The organism is Sphingobium sp. TKS (assembly GCF_001563265.1).
Lineage (GTDB): Bacteria > Pseudomonadota > Alphaproteobacteria > Sphingomonadales > Sphingomonadaceae > Sphingobium.
Genome location: NZ_CP005084.1, coordinates 605,821 through 627,064, shown reverse-complemented (window position 1 = coordinate 627,064; position 21,244 = coordinate 605,821). Strand labels below are relative to the sequence as shown.

The following is a 21,244-nucleotide window of genomic DNA, read 5'->3' as shown; positions in this document are numbered from 1 at the left end:
GATGGGAAGAGCAGGAGTTATCGGCTTGGGGCAGATCGGCGCGGGTGTCGCCATATGCCTCGCGCGGACAAATCAATTGGCGGCGGTCTATGACATTCGTGCCGATGCTGCCGACACGTTGGAAGGGGTGCCGCCCGTCGTCGCCAGTCCGGCGGAACTGGCCGCGCAGTCCGACGTCGTCATCATCGCCGTCGTCAACGCAAAGCAGACGATTGACGTACTGTCAGGCCCCGACGGGGTTTTGTCGCGCGCGCGGCCGGGCATGGTCGTGGTGTTGGTGGCGACCGTCTCGATCGAGGATCTGGACGCCGTGCGCGCCCTGACCGACGCGGCGGGCGTGGAACTGGTCGATTGCGGCGTGACCGGTGGCCCAAAATCCCGCGAACACGGCCTCGTCTGCCTGGTCGGCGGCACGGATGAGACCATTGCGAATGTGCGCCCGGTGCTGGACGGCTTTGCCAAGCTGGTGGCGCATATGGGCGGCCCCGGCGCGGGCATGGCGGCGAAGATCGCGCGTAACGTCATCGTCTTTGGCTGCCTGCGCGCCGGCTATGAGGCATCCGTATTGTGTCGCAATGCTGGGGTGGATGTCCGCCAACTTGCGCAAGTGATCGACGCCAGCTCCGACAGCGTGGGCGGACCGTTGATGCTGGCGGTACGCGACGATCCGTCGTCCAGCGAACAGGAAGCGGCAGTGCGCGAATATACGCGCGGGCTGATGGTCAAGGATCTGGATGCGGCCATCGATCTGGCGCGCAGCTATGGCATCGCGTTGCCCTTGGTCGAACTGACACGCCGGACCGATCAGGCGGTCGTCGGCCTTGAAAATGTAATGGGAGAAAAGGCATGAGCATCGACGAAGCGCAGTGGCAGAAGGGACTTGAAGTGTTCGACAAGGTCTACGGACCGGGATCGTCGGACATGACCCGTCCGTATCGCGACTCTTCCTTCAATCAGGAAATCGTCGGCAACCAGTTCGCCAATCTGTGGGCGAGCGATATCTTCTCGATGCGGGAGAAGCGCCTGCTGGTGCTGGGCGCGACCGCCATGCTGGGACGCGCCGATCTGGTCGAGATCCAGATGAACGGCGCCCTCATCAATAACGAATTCACCGATGAGGAGTTGGACTTCCTGCCGCTCTTCATACTGTTCTATGCCGGGGCGGGCAACACGACCACCGTGTTCCGGGGGATCGAAGCCGCCAAGGCACGGCGCAAGGAGCGCGACGCCGCGTCCAAATGACAGGGCGTGCATGACAAAGGGCGGTCTGGTCGAAGAACCAGGCCGCCCTTTTCTTATGCTTCGCCGCTATTTTGGGCACGGCGGATCGCGCGGGACGCCAGCAGCAGCAATAATCCCCCGGCAAAGGTGAACAGCATGGCGGTGCCGATCCCCCAGGCGACACCCGCCGTCCCCCCGACAAAGTCACTGACGGCGCCGATCAGATAAGTGCCGGCGCCCACGCCGATCAGGTTTGCCCCCAATTGCACCAGAGATACCGCAAGGCCCCGCAGGCGCGGCCCGGCGATGGTCACGATGACGGCGTAGATCGGGCCGTTATAGGAAGCGCTGAGGAAACCGCAGGCCATCAGCAGCGCCAGCATCAGATCAAGGTCCCGGAACAGCACGGTGCCGACGCCGGTCACTGCCGTCAGCAAGGGGATCACCGCGCCGAACAGGGATGTCCTTGCCGGATCGAAGCCGCCACGGCGCCGGTTGATGAGGTCGATCACCCAACCCGCGAGAAATCCGCCCAGGGAGCCGAGGCCGCCATAGGCAATGGCGATGAGGAAACCCGCCCGCGCAATGGGCATGCCGTGGACCCGGATCAGGAAAGTGGTGAGCCATGTGCTCATGCCGTAAATCCCCGCCGCGATCAGGACGATGGCGAAGATGCAGTAAAGCAGTCCCGGTCGCGCCGCGAGCAGGCGGATACGCTGCACCAGCCTCAGCGTCTCTCCTTGCAGCGGGGCCGGCCCGTCATGCGCGCCGCGCAATGGTTCCCGGACGGTGAGCAGCAGCAGGGGCGCCAGCACCAGTCCCGGTACGCCGGCGGCCACAAATGCCCAGCGCCATCCGGCGTTCTGCACGATCGCACCGCCCACGATGAAGGCGATGGCAAGGCCGATACCCGAACTCAGATACCAGATGCCGATAGCGGTTGCGCGTCGGTCCTCCCCGAAATAGTCGCTCAGCAACGACATGCCGGTCGGTGAACCGCCCGCTTCGGCCGTCCCTACCGCGGCACGGCCTACAAGCAATGTCCAGAATCCGGTCGCCAGGCTGCACAAAGCGGTCGCGCCGCTCCACAGCGTGAGTGCCGCAGCCATCAGGTTGCGACGGTTCCAGTTGTCGACCGCTACGCCGAAGGGCAGGGCGGCCAGAGCGAAAAATATGCCATAGGCAAAGCCCGCCAATATCCCGAGTTGTCCATCCGACAGGGCAAATTCATGCCCGACCGGCGCCAGCACCAGCCCGATGATGGCGCGATCGATGCCATGGCAGGTCTGCGCCAGCGTCAATATGCCCAGCACATACCAGGGATAATGGCTGACGGCGGCGGGTTTTTCCGACAGCGCTCTCATGGCGCCCGCTGCTGCAAGAGCGGTGCGATGGACATTGAGCGCCTCCTGTTTTTGGATATCAGGCTGAGGTGCGTGAGAAACGCATAGCATATGTTCCCCATGCCGCCCTCGGCCAGATTGTGTCGAGTACGGTTTATGGATGTGCCGCCCTTGGGCGTCTTGACCACCTATCCGAAGATAGAAGTAAAAGTGGGTGCTGCGCCTATCTGATGCACAGAGAGAAGAGAAACAGGCAGAGGTGGCGATGTTTCGTCCGGAGAGCGATTGGACCGGCCAGGACAGGTTCGGGGTCAAGAATTTCTACATCGAAGCGGTGGCGACCGTTCGCGATGCCCGTGTGGATTTGCGTCATTTCGATTGGGTTTTGCCCAGCAGTGGCGTCTTCAGCCCTGAGAAACATTATCTGGATTATTCGCTCGACGGTCAACCGCGACGCAGCATGGTCAGCATGGGCCGACCCGATCGGCGTGTCGCTTCGGGTGACATTCTCTACATGCCGCCGCATCGCCAATATGTCGGCGAACCCGCGCTTCAGGAACGGCATCTGGTGTGTGTCGCGCTGGGGGACGAATTTCTGGAAGAACTGTTCGACGGCGAGCAGCCGCTGAAGAGGGTGGACCCCTGCGCCGATGTCCAGAATATTTCCATGCGCCGCCTTTTTGCCGGACTGGCGGCGGAATTGCGGGCGCCCGGCTTTGCGAGCCAGACTCTTGTCGAATCGATGCTCATGGGGCTGGCGGTCGAACTCGTCCGGCACATGTGTCCACGGGAATTGGGCAGCACGACATCACGCGGTGCGCGGCAGGTGCGCAATATCATCGACTATGTGATGGACAATCTGTCCGCTCCCCTTGGCGTCGCGGATATTGCGCGCGACTGCAACATGAGTGTGCGCCATGTCGCCCGCGTGTTCAGGGACGGAACCGGCGTCAGTCTGGGTGAATTTGTCGCGCGCAGCCGCATCGCTTTGGCCAAGGAACTGCTGCGGAACGACGGCGCGCGGATCAAGGAAATCAGCTGGCGCTGCGGCTTTAGCAGCACTTCGGCCTTTTCCGCTGCCTTTCGCGCCGCGACGGGCCAGACGCCCAAGGATTTCCGCTGCCAGCCGCCGCAGGTCCATTGACCCGGCAAGTAAGAAAATATCGATCGGCGGCCAAATTCTGTCGCCGCACAGTCAAACAGGAGCCTACCACTATGGAGCGCATTATCTCCAAGCTAGACGCACTCTGCGTTTACAAATCGAAGCCGAATAAAATGATGGGGAGGGAAAAAATGAGCAAGACCGCTACTTTGGGTGCGATCGCCACAGGCGCGCTGATTGCCGCAATGGCACAGCCTGCCTATGCGCAGCAGCCGCAATCGGGTGCCAGCGAAGGCATTCAGGATATCGTGGTCACCGCGCGCCGTACCGAGGAAAGTCTTCAGACCACGCCTATCGCTGTCACCGCGCTTACGCCCGAAGCGCTGACGACCGCCAAGGTCGAAAATGTCGTCGATCTTCAGCGCACCGCTCCGGGCCTTGTCATCGGTCGTGGTTCGGCAGGCGGCGACGGTATCGTCTTCGTCGCCATTCGCGGTCAGGGCAATCTCCAGCCGATCCTCGCCAACGATCCTGCCGTCGCCACGTACATTGACGGTATTTACATTCCCCGTCCATCGACGGGCATGACCGATATTCAGGACGTCAAGCGGCTGGAAGTGCTGCGCGGACCGCAGGGTACCCTGTTCGGCCGTAACACGACTGGTGGTGCCATCAACATCGTTACCAACGATCCGAACGACCAGCTCAGCGGTGCGTTCAAGGCAGAATTTGGCAATTACAGTACGCTGGGGGCGCAGGCCAATATCAATGTGCCGCTTGCGGAAGGCCTGGCGATTCGTCTGAGCGGGGCGATCAACGACCGGGACGGCTATGGCGACAATCTTCTCACCAAGCGCGACTTTTCCGACAACAACAGCAAGTTCGTTCGCGGCAAGCTCAAATATGAGGGCAATGGCTGGGATCTGACCCTGTCGGGCGACTGGAACCGCCAGTCCAACCATGGTCAGCAGATCGCGCTCTGGGCCTTCAATCCGGCGATCGTTCCTGCGGCCTTCCAGCCGGGGCTCACCGCGGGCCTGCTGACCAAGGAAAACTGGTGGGGCAATACAACGACCGGCACGTCGATCCCGGCCACCATCGGTACGCTGACTCCAGAGGCGCAGGCACTCTATGGCGTGCGGCCATTTAATACGCTCGAAGTATACGGTTTTTCCGGCACCCTGAATGTTGAATTGGGCGGCCTGAACTTCAAGTCCATCACCGGCTATCGCCACTCGATGAACTATGGTCAGAACGACACGGATGGCACCGCCGTCCCGTTGCTGGCGACCTTCGCGGGGTCTGGTTCCTATTATATTTCTCAGGAATTTCAGCTTTCCGGCAATATCACCGACAGCCTGAGCTTCATCACGGGCGCCTATGCGGGCAAGGAGAGCGGCTACGAATTCAGTCGGTCGCAGATTTTCGGCGGACTCATCCGTGATTCGAACGCCGATGTCACCAACAAGACCTTCGGCCTGTTTGCCCAGGCCTATTATGAATTGACGCCGAAGCTGCGCGCGGTGGGCGGTTTCCGCTATACCTGGGACACCCGCGACAGCCTGCTGCATAATGCGCAGATATATGGCCGACCCTATAATGTCGCCGTGGCGGGGACGCCGACCGGCATCAACTGTACGGTGACCCCGACGGAACCGGTTACGGCCACCACCTGTAATCAGGCGCAGAATGCCAAGTTCAATTATCCGGCCTGGAATCTGGGTCTCGACTGGCAGGCCAGCGACAATCTCTTCCTCTATCTCGCGACCCGTGGCGCGGCCAAGGCCGGTGGCTGGAACCTGCGGGCAGGGGGGCTGCCCGCCTTCGCCCCCGAAAAGGTGAAAGACGTCGAAGCCGGCCTGAAGGTCGATCTCTTCGACCGCCGGCTGCGTTTCAACACCGCGGTCTTCCACACGTGGAAGGATGACAATCAGGCGATCGTCAACAGCTTCGTCACCGGCATCGGCGTCACCCAATATATTCAGAATAACGGCAAGGTCCGTATCTGGGGCATGGAAAATGAAATCACGGCTGTGCCGTGGGAAGGCATGACGCTCAGCGTCAACGGTTCGCTGCAAAACGGTAAATATGTGAAGGGTAGCTTCAGCGAAATTCAGGTGGTGGCTGGCAGCGGCTGCACGAACGGCGCTGGGGTCGTCAATGGCTGCGTCGTCGATCTGAGTGGTTTGCCGCTGCTGCAATTGCCCAAGAAGCAGCTCAATATCAGCGCCACGCAGAAAATTCCGTTGGGAGCGGGCACGCTTGCTGTCACCGGCGCCTATTCCTATGTCGGCGCTCAGCATTTCGATGCCGTCAGGGCGGCGGACCAGGCGTCGGCTGCGACCAAGGCCGCCTATGATACGGAAAACCGCTTTGGTCGTGTGCCCGGCTATGGCATTTTCAACGGCCGTATCGCTTTCCAGCTTGAAAATCCCAATGTTGAAATCGCCGTCTATGGTCGCAACATCACGAACAAGAAGTATCTGCTGCGGCGCTTCCCCGATCTCTATCGGACATTGGGCATCACAGCCGCCTATGTTGGTCAGCCGGCCACCTATGGCGTGGAAACGACGTTTAAATTCTGATCGGATAACGCGGATGGCGGGAGAAGCTATGGCCAGTACGGCTTTTTCCCGCCAGCCCATGACCGGGGAACTTGAAAGATGATGAGGTTGGTAGACAGGGTGGCGATCGTCACCGGCGGCGGCGGTGGTATCGGTGCCGCCGTCGCGCGGCGCCTCGTTGCGGAGGGGGCTCGCGTCGTAATCGCCGATCTGTTCGAGGAGGCGGCCGTCCGTGCGGCCGCCCCGTTGGGGGACAAGGCGCTGGCGGTCCAGTTCGATGCCGCCGATCCGCAGTCGGTAAAGGCGATGGTTGATCGCGCCGTCGACCATTTCGGCAGGCTCGACATATTACATAATAATGCGGCGATGACCGATCCGGACAAAAGTCCGCAGGACACCACCGCCGTCGACATTCCGATCGGGATCTGGCGCGAGATTCTCGACGTCAATCTCACCGGCTATTTGCTGGGATGCAAATATGCGATCCCGCATATGGTCGCCGGTGGTGGCGGTTCGATCATCAATACCGCGTCCAATTCGGGCACCGCCGGGGATCTTGCGCGCATTGCCTATGGTTCGTCCAAGGCGGCGATCATCGGCCTCACCAAATATGTGGCGACCCAGCATGGGCGGCAGAATATCCGCTGCAACAGCATCGCGCCGGGCGTGGTGCTGACTGAAGCCCTCGAAAAAACCGTGCCGGGCCTGAAGGAGATTATTCAGCGGCATATATTGACGCCCGAATTCGGTACGCCCGATGATATCGCCGCGTTGGTCGCCTTTCTTGCTTCGGACGAGGCGCGCTACATCACGGGTGAGAATATATCCATTTCTGGCGGCGGCCTTGTCCACCAGCCCCATTATGCCGATTTGCTGGCCTTCATGCAGGCGAAGGACTAGCTGTGTCCAACGCCTGCACTTCGGTTCTCAGGGGGTTAATGAGCGGTCCGATGAAAATAGCGGATCGTCAGCCGGCCATCGGCGACCTTGTAGGTTTCGAGGCTCGGCAGCGTCACAATGCCATCCTTGGTTTGCAGGCGATTGGCTACATAGGCCGCGCCCTCCGATCCGTTGACAATCACCTCCAGCGGCTCGGTCGTGCATTTTCCGCCATATTCCGCCCACATCTCCGCCATAGCGGTGCTACCGTCGACGGCAGGCGATCCGACATATTCGATCGTAAAGCCTTGGGGGCCCAGCGCCCGGAAAAGCCGGTCGAGTTCGTCACGCTTTCCCTCGTTCCACAGCCGGTAATTGTCGCGGATCGCCTGTTCCAGATCCGGCACTTCTACCTCGCTCATGCGCATCGCCTCCTGTCATTGCGGATCATCCGCATGGCCGCCAGTCTCGATCGGATGACCAGGACCGCACCTGTCTTTGGCAAGGGTGGAAATTATCTCTTTTTGCTTCGGAGAATATGATGACCAAACCTGCGCAACAGCCCCTTCCGGATCATGTGCCACCCGAACTGGCGATGGCGCTGCCGCTCTTTTCCCGGCAGGTGATCTACGACAATCCGCAGGAGGTGCTGATCCCGGCCATGCATGCGGACCTGCCGCCGGTCACCTATGTCACCAACATCTTTCCCGGTGACCAACCCGGCTGGCTGCTCAAAAATGCCGAGGATGTGCAGGCGATGCTGCGCGACGCCGACAATTTCACCAAGAACGGCATGGGCAAATGGGCGCAGAATATCGGCGAGAACTGGCTGGTCATTCCGACCGAAGCCGACCCGCCCATTCACACCGGTTACCGCAAGGCGCTGAACAGTCATTTCGCGCCGCAGAAGATGTTCGCGATGAAGGAACAGGTGCGCGAGCGTGCGCGGACCTTGATCCATGCCTTCAAGGATCGGGGTCAGTGCGATTTCATCGAGGAATTTTCGGAGAAATTCCCTATCTTCATCGTCCTCGATCTGCTTGGGCTACCACAGGAAAGAATGGCGCAATTCCTCAAATGGGAAAAGGAAATGCTCCACTCCAATGACTGGGAAGTCCGCGGCAACGCCGTGCGCTGTGTGAAAGACTATCTGCTGGAGGAGATTGAGGCCCGCCGCCAGCAGCCGCGCGATGACTATATCAGCAAGGTCCTGACCTTTGAGGTGGATGACCGCCTGTGGAATGATGACGAGGTTCTGGGGCACTGTTTCAACCTGTATATCGGTGGACTGGACACGGTTACGTCGCTGCTCGGCAATATCTTCAACTATCTGGCGTCTCACCCGGATAAGCAGAACGAACTGCGCGCTGATCCGTCGCTGATCGTCCTCGCGGTCGAAGAATTCCTCCGCGCCTTCGCGCCGGTCACGGCCTTCCGCATCGCGACGAAGGTCATCGAAATTCAGGGGCAGAAGATTATGCCTGGGGATTATGTGGCCTTCAGCTCACCCGTGGTTGGTCGCGATCCGGCCTTCTACGATGATCCTCAGGCCATTCGCTTCGACCGTAAGGCGCCGCATATGTCGCTGGGCAGCGGTATTCACAAATGTCTGGGGATGCATCTCGCGCGGCTGGAACTGCAAATCGCGGTCGAGGAATTCGTCACGACTTTGCCGGAATTTCGGATCAAGGACGGCTTCAAAGTGCCGTATTTCGTGGGCAATATTCTGCATGTGCCGGATCTCCACCTGCAATGGGACTGAATATTCCCATGGCCCGGGACTGTGATCTGTGGGCGCATGAGGTCTGACCGGTCAAATTGGTTCTGGAGCGGTTATCTGATTGCATCGGATAACCGCTCCAGCGTCAACCGCGCAGCATCTCGTGCCGGAAACCCCGGGGGCTGAGGCCGGTCGCCTTGCGGAAGGCGGCACTGAAGGCCGCGACGCTTTGGAAACCGCAATTGCCCGCGACGACCTTGATAAGGGCGCCATCCTGAACCAGTTCTCGCTTGGCCTGCGCAATCCGCGCATCGGCAATGTAACTGCCCAGGGTCTTCCCGACCGTGTTCTTGAAGGTCCGCATCAGATGCCGTGAACTGACGCCGCATTCTTCGGCCAGATCGACGATCGACAATGGCCCCGCCAGTCCCGCCTCGATACGCTCCTGAAGGCGGCGCAGGCGCCAGCCCGCCATTCGTGGATCGGCGGTGTCATCGCATTTGTGAGCGATCTGAAGGTGACGAGACAGGTCGATGACCAGCGACAACGCAATGGTTTCGACCATGATGTCGGGCGCGAAACCGGGATTGCGCACTTCCTGGGCGAGGCGGGCGAGGCCCTGACGGACCCACGGCGCCTTGACGTCGAAACAGGGGGGCAATGACGAAGGCATTACCTCATTCTGAAAGAGCTGATCGGCTGTCAGGCTTTCGAAGGTCAAACAGAATATGCGATATTCGCTGGGTTCGCAGCGCGCTTCAAACTGGCTCCCCTTTGGCAGGTAGGAAACCTCGCCAAAGGGTGGCGCATGGCGCTTGCCGTCGGGCAGCAGACGCGCCCCGCGCGCGCGCGGGCCGAGCGAATAGTCGAGATAGTGACTGTTCGGCTCGAACCTGGCGTCACAGCTGCGTTCCCACGCAAAATGCCGGATATCGGCACGAATGCCGTTCGCGATGATGCTGTTCTCGACATGGAAATAGGAGACGGTGAGCGGCTGGCATGGAAGGATGGTGCCCGTTGACTGCATCATAGGTCGCCCGCCTGCCATTGCTCCTTCCGTCCCTTTCCATTCGCGCCTGTTTGCGCCGCAAAGCAGGATATGACAAAATCGGCAGGTTCGAACGCGGAGCATGCAAAGGCGACTGCACCCGATCCATGTGTGTCGCGCCTGCGTTCAGAGCTTGCCTTCCATGCTGGTCATTGGACCCGGTCATGAGCGGACATTATGGGGCCTTGTCCGCAGCACGTCGACTCGCAATCATATCGCGCAAACCGGACATCCCATCGCGAAACCGTCATTGCGTTCATGGCCGACTGGTCGGAAAATCTCCAAAGCATCGCGAAGAGGACATTAGTTTGATCGCCGGCATGACATGGCGCTCAAGCCGGTTCTCCGCGCCGGTTCCTGATGTTAGCGCTCTGTCGCATGGGCATGAGGTGAAAAAGCATCCTGCCCGAATTCAACGCTCAGGGAGGGGATGAAATGGCTTCAGGTAAATGGTTCCAGACGACCGCATTGGCGAGCTTGTCGGTTTTCGCGGCTAGCGTGCCGGCAATGGCGGCGGACCAGACCGGACCTGTGGGAATCGAGGACATTGTGGTCACCGCCAGGCGGACCGAAGAAAATATCCAGACCACGCCGGTCGCCGTCACCGCACTGTCGACCGAAATGATCAAACAGGCGCAGGTCGGCGATGTGGCGGGCCTGCAGCGCACCGCGCCGAGCCTGTCGATCGCGACCGGCGCCCCGGGCGGTTCGGGCTTCGTCTATATCTCCATCCGCGGCATGCCGGCATTGAATCCGGGCGTCGCCAACGATCCTTCCGTCGCAACCTATGTCGACGGCGTTTATATTCCGCGCCCCTCGCAGGGTTCGGCCGATCTCATCGACCTGCAGCGGGTCGAGGTTCTGCGTGGCCCCCAGGGCACGTTGTTCGGTCGCAACACCACCGGCGGCGCGCTCAACATCGTCACGGCCAATCCTACGGGCGATTTCGGAGGGCATTTCCGCATTCAGGGCGGCAACTATGATTATCGCAATGTCGACGCGGTTCTCAACGTGCCATTGATGGGCGAGGAGTTGGCGGCGCGCTTCGTCTATGATTTCGTGGATCACGACGGCTATGCCCGGAATTTGACCTCGAACAGCGAACTTAAGGACCGCAACAGCCATTATGCCCGCGCCAAATTACGTTGGGCGCCCGCCGGCAACAACTGGTCCGCCACGCTTAGCGGCGATTATAATATCATCAAGGATCATGGCCAGTTCGTCGGTCTTGCAGCGGTCAATCCGGGCGCGAGCGCGGCGATCAGCGCCATCAACGCCGCAACCCCCCTCGCGCCCTATCTGCACAGCAAAGCCCATTGGTACGATGCCTATGGCATTCCATTCAGCACCAATCCGCCGGTCGGGTCCAATTACGGTTTTCTGACCGCAGGCGGCCGAAACGCCTATAACAGGCTGGAAGCCTATGGCGGCAATCTCACGATCGATGGCGAAATCGGTTCCGTCACCGTGAAATCGATCTCTGCCTATCGTTACAGCAACGCGATCGGCCTGAACGAACTCGATGGCACTCCTGCCCAGATTCTGGCGGCCGAAAGCGCCTACAAGTCCGATCAATATTCGCAGGAACTTCAGTTCTCCGGGGAATTGGGCGACCGCTTCAGCTATATTCTCGGCGGCTATTATTCGACGGAAAGCGGCCGTGAATCGTCCGTATCGCAGACCTTCGGGTCGTTTGCACCCGCAGCCCCCGCACCCAATTTCGGTTTCGGCCTGAATTACGGCACAGTGAAGAATGTCTCGGTCGGCCTGTTCAGCCAGGGCTATTACCGTCTGACCGACAAGATCCGTCTCACCGGCGGCGTCCGCTGGACATGGGATAAGCGGGAGGTTGTTCTGATGAACAGAACGAACCTTGCCGCCAACACCTGCGCGCCCGAACTGGTCTCGAATCCCGACTTCGTTGCGCCTTGCAGCCTGCCACGTTCGGTCAAATATAATTACCCCGCCTGGACGGCGGGTATCGATGTGGAAATCACCGACAGCCTTTTTGCTTATGTGAAGACGAGCGCCGCATCCAAGGCCGGCGGCTTCAATATGCGCAATGGTTCGGCCGCGACACCGCCGTTCAAGCCGGAGAAGGTCAGGGACGTTGAACTCGGCGTCAAGTTCAGCACATTGGATAACCGGTTGCGCATCAATGCCGCCGCTTTCCATTCCTGGCAGTCGGACGTTCAGCGCAATGCTTCCGACTGCATCACCCCACCGGGCGCGCTTGCCTGTGCAACCACGCAATTCCTCCGCAACTCGGGCGATGCGCGTGTCTATGGCGGCGAACTTGAAATAAGCGCCGTTCCCTGGGAAGGGATGCTGCTCTCCGGCAATCTCGCCCTGCTCGACGGCAAATATGTCTCCGGCACTTTCGTCGAACAGCAGCAGTTCGTTCCCGTCGCCGGCGCCAACGTGTCGGATTGCGTCGCCGGCACCGCCGCAGGTTCGGTCCGCTGTTCGGTCGATCGCAGCGGCGAGGCTCTGCCGCAAATGCCCAAGAAGCAGTTCGGCATATCGGCCACGCAGAAGGTGCCGACCCCATTTGGCGAACTCTCGATCTACGCAAACTACGCCTATATCGGCAAACAGAATTTCGGTCTGTTCACCGCCGATCCGCGGCGTCCGCAAGCCTATCGTGATGCGGTTGCCATTGCCAACCGGATCAATAGCATTCCGGGATATGGGCTTTTGAGTGGGCGCATCGCCTTGCAGATCGAAGATCCCAATCTTGAGCTGTCGATCTTTGGCCGCAATATTGGCGGAAAGAAATATGTAACCCGTGCCTTCGCCGATCAGTTGCCGACACTGGGCACGGCGATCGATTATATCGGCGATCCCTTTACGTGGGGTATCGGCGCGACCTTTCGTTTCGGACCGAAAAGCTAGTCCCGGAGCGACCGGCTTTGGCGCTTCCGCAATGGTTTGGCATTCATGCAGCCCCCGTTTGGGATTTACGAAGGTCGTTCGGAGTGGTTACCTCATTCGCGAACTTGGAGAAGGCCTGAGGGATATTTCATGACAGATACTATCAGGAAAATTGGTTTCATCGGTCTGGGCAGCATGGGCGGCGATCAGGCGCGGGAACTTGCCAAACTGCCGCTTGACCTTACCGTTTACGACGTGTTTCCCGAGGCACTGGCGAAATTCGAGGGCCGCGCGAAGCTCGCCGCTTCCATGGCGGAGGTCGGCGAGGATGCCGACGCCGTCGGCATCTGCGTGCGGGACGACACGCAGGTACTGGAATGCGTCGATGCACTGCTGCCCGCGATGAAGCGGGGAGCGATCCTGCTCATCCACAGCACGATCAAGCCGAAGACCGCGCAGCATATCGCCGAGCGCGCTGCCCCCCTGGGTATCGACGTCATCGATGCTCCGGTTACGCGCACCGAAATGAGCAAGGACGGTCCCTTCGTCTTCTGCATGACTGGTGGCGAGGAGTCCGTCGCCGCCCGCGTCCAGGTGGTGCTCAACGCCTTTTCGACGAACACGATGCATATCGGTCCGCTCGGATCGGCAATGGCCCTCAAGATCTGCAACAACCTCGTTTCCTGGTGCGGCATCATGTTGGGTATAGAGGTTGCCAATGTGGCGGAGGCGTCGGGCGTGCCGATGGACAAGCTGCTCACCGTGATGAAGCGCAACGGCAATCTCACCCCGCCGATGGCGGGTTTCGTCGACTTCCGCAATAATCCGGGGGATGCAGCCCGGCGTGCCTTCTTCGCCAGCCAAGCCGGCATCGGCGAAAAGGACCTCGCGCTGGCTGAAGAACTGGCGGCGGGCGCCGATGCGGTATCGCCGATCACCAGCCATACCAAGACGCTGCTCAAGAAGACGCTGCTTGCAATCTGCGAGAGCTAGATTTTACCAAAATCGGCCGCGAATTTAGAGAGTTTTCGTTCAATGAATAAAACGCTGCCGGCCATGAAGCCGGCAGCGTTTTATTCATTTTGAATGATCGCTATCTCACTTTCAGTCCCACTGAAGATGAAGCTCGGGGACATGAAGAATGTTTCCGACGAAATAGCCGACCTCGAAGCCGTCCTTGATACGGAATGGTGGGATCGCCTTGAGAAATTCCTCAAGGGCGGTTTGAAGCTCCAGTCGTGCGAGGTGCATGCCCAGGCATTTGTGGATGCCATAGCCCAATGAAATATGCTGACCACGGCGATCGAAGCGGATTTCATTGGGATTGTCGTAGAAGTTTGGATCGCGTCCCGCGACGGGCGTAGAAACCGCCACATAATCGCCCGGCATGATCTTTTGCCCGTGGATTTCCATTTCGCGCGCCGCGATCCGGAAAACGCTGACCGGTGCGAAGGCGCGGAAAAACTCCTCGACGGCGAGCACGATCTTGCCTGGATTTTCACGCAGTTCTTCCTGCCGGTCCGGATAACGGGCAAGAAAGGTGAAGATATTGCCGAGCATCGAGGTAACCGTGTCGAGTCCACCGATAAAAAGGTTGAAACAATGGCCGAAAATTTCGGCATCATTCCATTTCCGGCCGTCTATCTCATAGTCGAAAATGCGACTGATATAATCATCGCGCGGATTAGCGCGCCGGTCGGCGATTTGTTCTTCAAGATAGGCCTTTACCTTACGCACGCCGCTCGCACGGGCTTCCAGCGTTTTGGTGTGCAGAATCTCCTTCTCCCATTGAAGGAACTCCTCCAATCTTTCTTGAGGCAAGCCGAGTAAATCGAGCACGATGTAAATCGGAAATTTTTCGGAAAATTCATGCACGAAATCGCAATGGCCGCGATCCTTGAAGCTGTTGATCAGCGTGATGGCACGCTCGTGCAGATTGTCGCGCATCGCGGCCATGCGTTGGGGCGCGAAATAGGGATTGAGCGCTTCGCGATACTGCCCGTGAGCGGGCGGGTCTGTCTCGGTAGGGATGACCAGCCAGTCTTCGCCAATGGATTGCGCGAACTTGCCCATCCCACGCTTTGTGAAATTCTCTCCATCCCGCAAAATTGTCTGTATGTCCTCCATGCGGGTCAGCAGCCAGCCCCCTTGATGAGCCATAAAGATATTGGTTACCCAAGTAATAGGACCTAAAGTTTCATGTATTTGGGGAATAAGGGTTTCCTGCGGACATTCCGAAATTGTGACACGATCGAATAGTCGAAGGGATATTGCCGCTTCTTCGGCGACATGGGGAGGAATGAGATCATAGTCGCAATTTGACATCGAATTTACCTCTTTGATTATAACTGAATATATATTATTTCATCAGATTATTTTCAATATAGAGCTAACGGTACCATTTTCTCCAATGTCACCTTTGCCTCAGTATCTCTCACGAGACAAAGTGGGCAATGCAAACTGGGAAACGTCGTTGCTGCCTCACGCAGATCATAGATTGTGCCCGATAAGCCGTAAATCGCGACAATATATTTCAGCATGACAGGCTGTCTCGAAAGCGCCAAAAAAGCTGGCTACCGGTTGGAGTGGTCACAGCGTAAAGCTCGTCATGGATGTTATCCTCTGTACGGCGCAGCTTGGCATCGAGCTAACTCTCGCACGGGCCACTGATTCGTTCTTATGGGCTATAATATCTCGACAGACGCGGTCCTTGCGGGCGCGCTGGATAAAATGAGTGGGAGCCTGCGGTCAGCAGCTTTCGGCGATAAGGGCCGAGGCGATCGCAGATTTGCGGATGTCTTTTGGTTTGAATAGTAATGCCTTGTTGCGTCAAGCACGCCATGCGGCCATAGGCATAGGAAATGGGCGATCAGACACAGGCGATAATATTGCGCGTGGTCGAGCGTGCGCCACAATGGGTGCGCAGCGACCTGCTTTCCAAGGACGTCGGCGTACGCAGTCGAGCAGAAGAAACCTTGGCAGCCATGATTACGGATGCATTGGCGAATGGCACCCCTGAAACGTCTGGGGATTAAGGCGACACGCTATTTCGAAGCCATGAAAGGTGCGAGTAGTGGTCGGTTCCAGGCAATTTCTCTGCTCCGTTATGGCTGCACTGCTCTTATTCCCGTTTCACCCAGTCGCAGCAAGATCGGCGGTGGCTTTGCAGGTCGAATGCGCTCAGCAGCGACGCTTTCTGCTGCGGATCGATGGAGAGCGGGCGATCATTCGTTTAGGCACAATGCCATTGCTATTGAAGCGGAGGGGCTCTTCACTAGGGCAACGATTTGGCAGTGAGGACGCGCTTATGACGGTGGTGGAGATGAGCCATGGCGAGATTTCGTGGTTTGATACATTGTAGCGTGTGGATCGCGGCGAACTGGGGGTCGTGGGACGCCATCTGATCATGCGGGTGCCGGCGAGGCGATCTCTTGAAATCTCCAAACCGGGCGCCGTTGCGATCCAGAGGTTTGCAATCGATCAAAGAAATTGGGAGACGGATTTTGAGTATCGGTGGATATCAAAAATCCATTCGTGAAAAACGTGGAGCGAGAAAATATTGACTTCGGTATCATGTGGCTTCATTAGCTCGTTAAGAGTACAATATAGTTCTTGGATATTTTGTTGGTCTCGACATTTAATGTTATTAACTTATTTTGAATATGCAGCGATGTACGTGCGTTTTTGAATACTGCCTCCGTCTCAAGACGTTTCAGGAAGTCTAATACTGTTGTTTCAGCCACATCGCTGCCCAGTCGCTGGCATACGGTCTCGCCGTCCTGCGATTGTGCGGAAGACTTTGCGTTCCCAGCCAGTAGCGGAAATTCGTCTCTAAGATTTAGTGAATTTCGCGATTTCGGCTGCGGTCTTGCGTTCCACCTATGACTGACGTTTATCACGAACGAGCGCGACCTCCGCTTGCGCGCGAGGGAAGCCTAAGCTGACCGCCACTCCTAGAAACTTGCGCTCACGCGAAAAACATCATCGGTCGCTTGCTAGGGACCAAAATTACATTAAATCCAAGAATGGCGAAGGCATCGGCTAACCCGCGCAACCTTGAGCGTAGCTTATGGGTGAACCGCCACGAATCAATTGACCAAATTGTCTATTAATATAGTAGATAATTTGTGCTGCGCGGGGCAGCTTTGGCAGGGCAAAGTATGAAATTTTCCGATCAGCTTCTTCTGGCGGGCACCCTATGTGTCTTGTTTCCTATGGTCCTTGAAACCTCCCAAGCCCAGCTACAGCCCACAGACAATGCTCATGCCAGGGGTGAAATCATCGTCACCGCTGAACGCCGGGCGACTGATCTGCAAAAGACAGCTATCGCCATTTCGGCCTTCACGCCCGACTTGCTGGAGCAGCGCAATCTCACCAGCGTGGGCGAAAGCGACCCTATCCAGGAACCGGTGCTGGCCGTCTATGTCGACGATGTCTATGTTCCGCGCCAGATCGGATCGATGAGCGTACTGATCATCAGCCGACCAAGTGCATGAGGCACTTAGCGCTCCATCGGGTTGACGATGTGGCCCGGCCCGGGAAAGTCCAATCGAGATCGCGACGGGCGAGTATCGTTGCGCCAGCTGCGTTTCATTCAAAGCGGTCTAGCTGGTCTGTTGGGCGTAGCCTTCCGAGATTTAGATCTTCGGCATCAAGTCCCCCGGCTTGGAAGTTAGGTCTAAATTCGGGATTCGTCCATCACCTCGACAAGAACGAAAATTTGTTGGTATTGACCCAAAGAACCAAGGGATTTATAGAAGTCGAAGTAGGTTCCATAAGGTTGTTGGTAATCTTGTTGGATCTGCAAATTTTGGAATTTTGCAAATCTTTAATCTTCAACCATGTGCGTCGAAATTTAGTATCCCGGCAATGGAGCGGCAATGGCCTGTTCGAGGCCGATGACGGTGACACCTTCAAGCGGCCGCATTTCAAAACGACCTTGGCAGTCCGAGCACATGCTCGGCGACATAGGAAAGGATCAAATTCGTGCTTATTGGCGCGACTTGATACAGTCGGATTTCACGAAAATTTCGTTCGATGTCATACTCATGTGCAAAGCCGAACGCACCAAACGTCTGCATGCACACGTTGGCGGCGCTCCATGAGGCCTTGGCTCCGAGATATTTCGCCATGTTGGCTTCCGCTCCACATGCTTCCTTTGCGTCGAATAGCTCGGCGGCGCGAAGGCGCATCAGATCAGCGGCACGGATATCGATATAGCTCTCGGCTATAGGAAACTGTATTCCTTGATTCTGTCCAATGGGTGACCCCGTGATAAAGAGACGAACTGGAGGTGAAGTTTCGTCCGCGCTGTCATCATTGACGTACCTCCTCTGAGGCGCCCGCAGGCACCCGATTGCCACGCTTGATCCAGCCTTCGGTGAACCGCCGATAGGCTGCTTCGGCGCGTTACCCGCGTTGCCGCTCTTCCTGTCGGTATTTCGTCAGATTGTATTCGTAGCCAGCGCCACGCTGGCCCCGCCGAGCGGGCTGGCCGGATGGCAGTTCAAGATCCCTCAGCTTTTTGATATGCAGGGCTGGGCGAACCCAGGCATAGTCCTCGCTGCGGGTAAGCAGGTGCCAAACGATGACGGCAAATTTACGGGCGACGGCAACGGCTGCCACGTGGGTGCCACGCCGTGCACGAACACGTTCGTAGAAAGCGCGGAGCGGACTGGGGCCTCGTACCGCTGCCCGCGCGGCCTCGACCAACATCGTACGGGCATGGCAAGGTCCCTGTTTGGTGATGCGGCCGTGCCTGGCGGGGCTGTTTCCCGATTGATGCGCGCTGGGATCCAGTCCAAGGAAAGCAATGAGACTTTCGGGGCTCGTGAAGCGATCGATCGGTCCGATCGCCGCCAGCAGACCCACGGCCACCACCATATCGATGCCGGGTATCGTCGTGAGCCGTTTCGTCTCGGCGCACGCGAGCGCATCACGCGCGAGTTCCCGCTCGAGGCTGCGAAGATACTCGGTCAAACGGTCATACTCACGCAGATGCCGTTCGATCGCGGCGACCTCGCTAAAAATCGGCACTATGGCCACGCCAAAAACCTGACCGACGCATGTCAACGCCGTCTCCGTCGGCGCTTACTATGGATCCGGACTTCATTTATTTACTAACAGATGATCCGGCAGTCTGCCATAAGAGCCTCCCCATGGCGGCAGGCAAGGAGGAGGAGTGGATCAGACAGTAAAGCGGCGGAGCCTTGGCCGGCCGCGCAAGGAGACAGTGCAAGCTATTGAGAACGAGATTCTTGATGCCGCGCAGGAGCTCTTTGCGAGGCAGGGGTTCGCCGGCACCTCGATCGATGGACTCGCCACGAAACTACAGATATCAAAGCACACGGTCTACCGCCGTTTCGCCGATAAGATTGCCTTGCTCGATGCCGTCGCCAAGCGCGACACTGAACGGTTTCGCTCGAGGCTGGCCGAAATACAGGCCCAGTCTGAGCCGGCAATCGATCGGCTTGAGCGTGCCGCCCGGGCCTATTTCGATCATGGCTGTGTGGTGGATAATGCCGTGTTCTACCTGGTGGCTAGCGCAGAGGCCGTGCACTCCGATGATATCCGCAAATTGTTTGTGCAATGGGCGGGGCGAGCACTCGAACCTCTCATTGAGCTCGTCAGCGAAGCCATATCGGAAGAATCCTTGGCATTCGGTCCTCCCAATGCGGCGGCTGCCATTCTTGTGGACTTGCTCGAAGGAGCGGTAACGCGCATTCGTCATGGCGATACGATGGTAGGGGGAGAAACCTTTCAGGATGTGTTCCTCCTGCGTTGGCGAACCTTTCTGGCGGCGTTCGGCCGCTCCAGCTAGCGCATCGTGCGGAAAAGTGGGCGATCCGGAGTCACATGCCTCCGGATCGGGTTTTCCGCTCAAAATGATGCGACAACAAGGAATTAGAGCGCGCGACCTGCGTCCGATTAAACGCAGCGCGCTCTAACGCAACTTTGGCGGAAATGCGATTGCCTCACAAAGTTACGCTGCGCGTTTCCGAAACGCTGGAGCAGTGTTTCGTGCGGCTCTCCAGATCCGTCAACGCAATCGCTTGACCGCCCTGACTGGGCTGGATGATGATGTTTCGGCGCCCGCGCTCAAGGAGTGATCGGCCGGTTGTGATCGCCTGCTCCATGCAGGCAGCCCGCACGCGCGTCGTTCCGCAACCATCAAAAAGGACATCGTAGGACATCAATTCGCCTCCAATTGAGATTACGGAATATATCAGAAAAAGACACTGGCGGTATCTTTTTTATGGAGAATTGCCTTCTCGTCCCAAAATTTGTCCCGGAATAATGTCCTCCCTGCTCTTTCGTCGCTGACCTAGGTCAAAAAAGAGGTTATTGAATTATGGCGATGCAGCTTTTAAGCAAGATTCGTTATGGCCCGTAATCTACAGATACGGCCAGATGGAGAAACGGGATCAAGGGCGCCCCGGCGCCCACACAGGAGCGGATTGGATGGACCTCGTCCCCGACGAAGAACAGCAGCAGATCATCGACCTCGCGGCGGATTTTTTGCAGCGCGAGATGCCGCTGTCCCGGCTGCATGGAGCGCCATTCTCGGTCGATGCGGCGCGCGCGCAGCGGGAAAAATTTGCCGAATTGGGCTGGGCGGGCATTGGCCTGGCGGAATCCTCCGGTGGGGTGGGGATGTCGGTCGTCGAGGAGGTCCTGATCCTGCGAGAGGTCGGCCGCGTCGTGGGACCCACCGCATTGATCCCGACCATCCTGGCCACGAAACTGGCCGACAGCCTTGGGCTGGCGGAACTGCGCGACCGTCTTCTCGCAGGCGGTTGCGGCGCGGCCTACGCCGTGGCGGAGGCGCCCCTGTCGTCCAGCCAGACTGGAGTGCGTGGAACGGCCCGGGTTTACGACATTCAGGACGCTGCCTGCGTCCTGGTTGCAGTGGCGGACGAGGTGCTGCTTCTGGAAGTCGAAGATGGCGCCTCTTTGGAACCGGTGCCGTGGCTTGACGCCTTCACGCCGGTCGCGCGCCGCGATCTTGGCGGATTGCGCCTGCTTGGGCGGGCGCCCGCGGCCGCGATCAGGATCAACGGCATGTTGCTGACAGCGGCCATGTTGACCGGCCTTGCCGAAGGGGCTGTAGCGATGATCGCGGATTATGCCAAGATCCGTGAGACCTTCGGCCGTAAGATCGGTTCCTATCAGGCCGTTCGCCACCCGATCGCCGAAGGAGCTGCGCGCAGTGACCATGCCAAGTCGCTGCTCTACTTTGCCGCGCTCGCGTTCGCGGAAGGGCGGGTGGACGCCGAACTGCAGGCCCGATCGGCCAAGGTCATTGCGCATCGCGCCGCGACGCGGAACGCGGATATCAACATCCAGCTGCATGGCGGCATCGGGATCACCGATGACCTTCCGGCCCATCACTTCATGAAACGCACGCTCATGCTCGCGCCTTGGTTCGGGGGGCGTAAAACCCAACTCGATGCGCTGCTCGACCAGCCTCTTCTGACGATATGAGGAACGCCT

The 21,244-nt window shown here is 58.5% G+C and carries 17 protein-coding genes and 2 pseudogenes; 12 read left to right on the top strand and 7 right to left on the bottom strand.

Translation table 11 applies throughout. The annotated features are described in order from the left end of the window. Position 1 precedes the first annotated feature (1 nt). Complete coding sequence (locus tag K426_RS23605) at positions 2-850, top strand: NAD(P)-dependent oxidoreductase (RefSeq protein ID WP_066563895.1); 849 nt, start codon at positions 2-4, stop codon at positions 848-850. Further along, positions 847-1,242 carry a carboxymuconolactone decarboxylase family protein gene (locus K426_RS23600; protein ID WP_066562944.1) on the top strand — a complete coding sequence of 132 codons (396 nt, stop codon included), beginning with the start codon at positions 847-849 and terminating at the stop codon, positions 1,240-1,242. The genes K426_RS23605 and K426_RS23600 overlap by 4 nt, the downstream gene beginning before the upstream one ends. A gap of 53 nt (positions 1,243-1,295) precedes the next feature. Here K426_RS23600 and K426_RS23595 read toward each other — a convergent pair whose 3' ends face one another. Further along, positions 1,296-2,585 (bottom strand): MFS transporter, encoded by a 1,290-nt coding sequence (locus K426_RS23595; RefSeq protein ID WP_066562942.1) that lies wholly within the window; start codon positions 2,583-2,585, stop codon positions 1,296-1,298. Positions 2,586-2,829: 244 nt separating this feature from the next. On the opposite strand from K426_RS23595, the gene K426_RS23590 reads away from it, so the two are divergent. From K426_RS23590 to K426_RS23580, 3 genes are all read left to right on the top strand, one after another. After that, a complete protein-coding gene (locus tag K426_RS23590) occupies positions 2,830-3,708 on the top strand; it encodes an AraC family transcriptional regulator (protein ID WP_066562941.1) in 879 nt (292 codons plus the stop codon). Positions 3,709-3,857: 149 nt separating this feature from the next. Beyond that, positions 3,858-6,251, top strand: coding sequence for a TonB-dependent receptor (locus K426_RS23585; RefSeq protein ID WP_066562939.1), 2,394 nt, complete (start codon positions 3,858-3,860; stop codon positions 6,249-6,251). A gap of 78 nt (positions 6,252-6,329) precedes the next feature. Further along, entirely contained in the window at positions 6,330-7,130 is an 801-nt protein-coding gene (locus K426_RS23580) for an SDR family NAD(P)-dependent oxidoreductase (protein WP_082749133.1), read from the top strand. A gap of 35 nt (positions 7,131-7,165) precedes the next feature. Here the strand turns inward: K426_RS23580 and K426_RS23575 are convergent, their stop codons facing one another. Beyond that, positions 7,166-7,531 (bottom strand): hypothetical protein, encoded by a 366-nt coding sequence (locus K426_RS23575; protein ID WP_066563889.1) that lies wholly within the window; start codon positions 7,529-7,531, stop codon positions 7,166-7,168. Positions 7,532-7,650: 119 nt separating this feature from the next. Between K426_RS23575 and K426_RS23570 the strand changes: the two genes are divergently transcribed. Beyond that, a complete protein-coding gene (locus K426_RS23570) occupies positions 7,651-8,871 on the top strand; it encodes a cytochrome P450 (protein WP_237230088.1) in 1,221 nt (406 codons plus the stop codon). A 103-nt stretch (positions 8,872-8,974) separates the two neighbouring features. Here K426_RS23570 and K426_RS23565 read toward each other — a convergent pair whose 3' ends face one another. Continuing rightward, a complete protein-coding gene (locus tag K426_RS23565) occupies positions 8,975-9,859 on the bottom strand; it encodes a helix-turn-helix domain-containing protein (RefSeq protein WP_145907668.1) in 885 nt (294 codons plus the stop codon). A gap of 453 nt (positions 9,860-10,312) precedes the next feature. Between K426_RS23565 and K426_RS23560 the strand changes: the two genes are divergently transcribed. Both K426_RS23560 and K426_RS23555 read left to right on the top strand, forming a co-directional pair. Then, positions 10,313-12,772, top strand: a complete 2,460-nt coding sequence (locus tag K426_RS23560; RefSeq protein ID WP_082749131.1) for a TonB-dependent receptor — start codon at positions 10,313-10,315, stop codon at positions 12,770-12,772. Positions 12,773-12,901: 129 nt separating this feature from the next. Then, positions 12,902-13,744, top strand: a complete 843-nt coding sequence (locus tag K426_RS23555; protein WP_066562934.1) for an NAD(P)-dependent oxidoreductase — start codon at positions 12,902-12,904, stop codon at positions 13,742-13,744. 111 nt (positions 13,745-13,855) lie between these two features. Here K426_RS23555 and K426_RS23550 read toward each other — a convergent pair whose 3' ends face one another. After that, entirely contained in the window at positions 13,856-15,076 is a 1,221-nt protein-coding gene (locus K426_RS23550) for a cytochrome P450 (RefSeq protein WP_066562932.1), read from the bottom strand. A 536-nt stretch (positions 15,077-15,612) separates the two neighbouring features. Between K426_RS23550 and K426_RS32230 the strand changes: the two genes are divergently transcribed. Then, the gene (locus tag K426_RS32230) at positions 15,613-15,786 is read left to right on the top strand and encodes a DUF6771 family protein (protein WP_169575794.1); all 174 of its coding nucleotides are present in this window, start codon (positions 15,613-15,615) and stop codon (positions 15,784-15,786) included. Positions 15,787-16,911: 1,125 nt separating this feature from the next. Then, entirely contained in the window at positions 16,912-17,247 is a 336-nt protein-coding gene (locus tag K426_RS23540) for a hypothetical protein (RefSeq protein ID WP_066562264.1), read from the top strand. Between the two features lie 432 nt (positions 17,248-17,679). Here K426_RS23540 and K426_RS23535 read toward each other — a convergent pair. Together K426_RS23535 and K426_RS23530 are read right to left on the bottom strand one after the other, a co-directional pair. Then, a pseudogene (locus K426_RS23535) lies at positions 17,680-18,027 on the bottom strand (acyl-CoA dehydrogenase family protein); the annotation flags it as partial. A gap of 40 nt (positions 18,028-18,067) precedes the next feature. Next, positions 18,068-18,772 (bottom strand): annotated as a pseudogene (locus tag K426_RS23530) (transposase); the annotation flags it as partial. 160 nt (positions 18,773-18,932) lie between these two features. Between K426_RS23530 and K426_RS23525 the strand changes: the two are divergent. After that, positions 18,933-19,571, top strand: coding sequence for a TetR/AcrR family transcriptional regulator (locus tag K426_RS23525; RefSeq protein WP_082749129.1), 639 nt, complete (start codon positions 18,933-18,935; stop codon positions 19,569-19,571). A 154-nt stretch (positions 19,572-19,725) separates the two neighbouring features. On the opposite strand, the gene K426_RS23520 is transcribed toward K426_RS23525, so the two are convergent. Next, positions 19,726-19,944 (bottom strand): hypothetical protein, encoded by a 219-nt coding sequence (locus K426_RS23520; protein ID WP_066562921.1) that lies wholly within the window; start codon positions 19,942-19,944, stop codon positions 19,726-19,728. Between the two features lie 268 nt (positions 19,945-20,212). On the opposite strand from K426_RS23520, the gene K426_RS23515 reads away from it, so the two are divergent. Next, positions 20,213-21,235 (top strand): acyl-CoA dehydrogenase family protein, encoded by a 1,023-nt coding sequence (locus K426_RS23515; RefSeq protein WP_066562919.1) that lies wholly within the window; start codon positions 20,213-20,215, stop codon positions 21,233-21,235. The last annotated feature ends 9 nt before the right edge of the window (positions 21,236-21,244 follow it).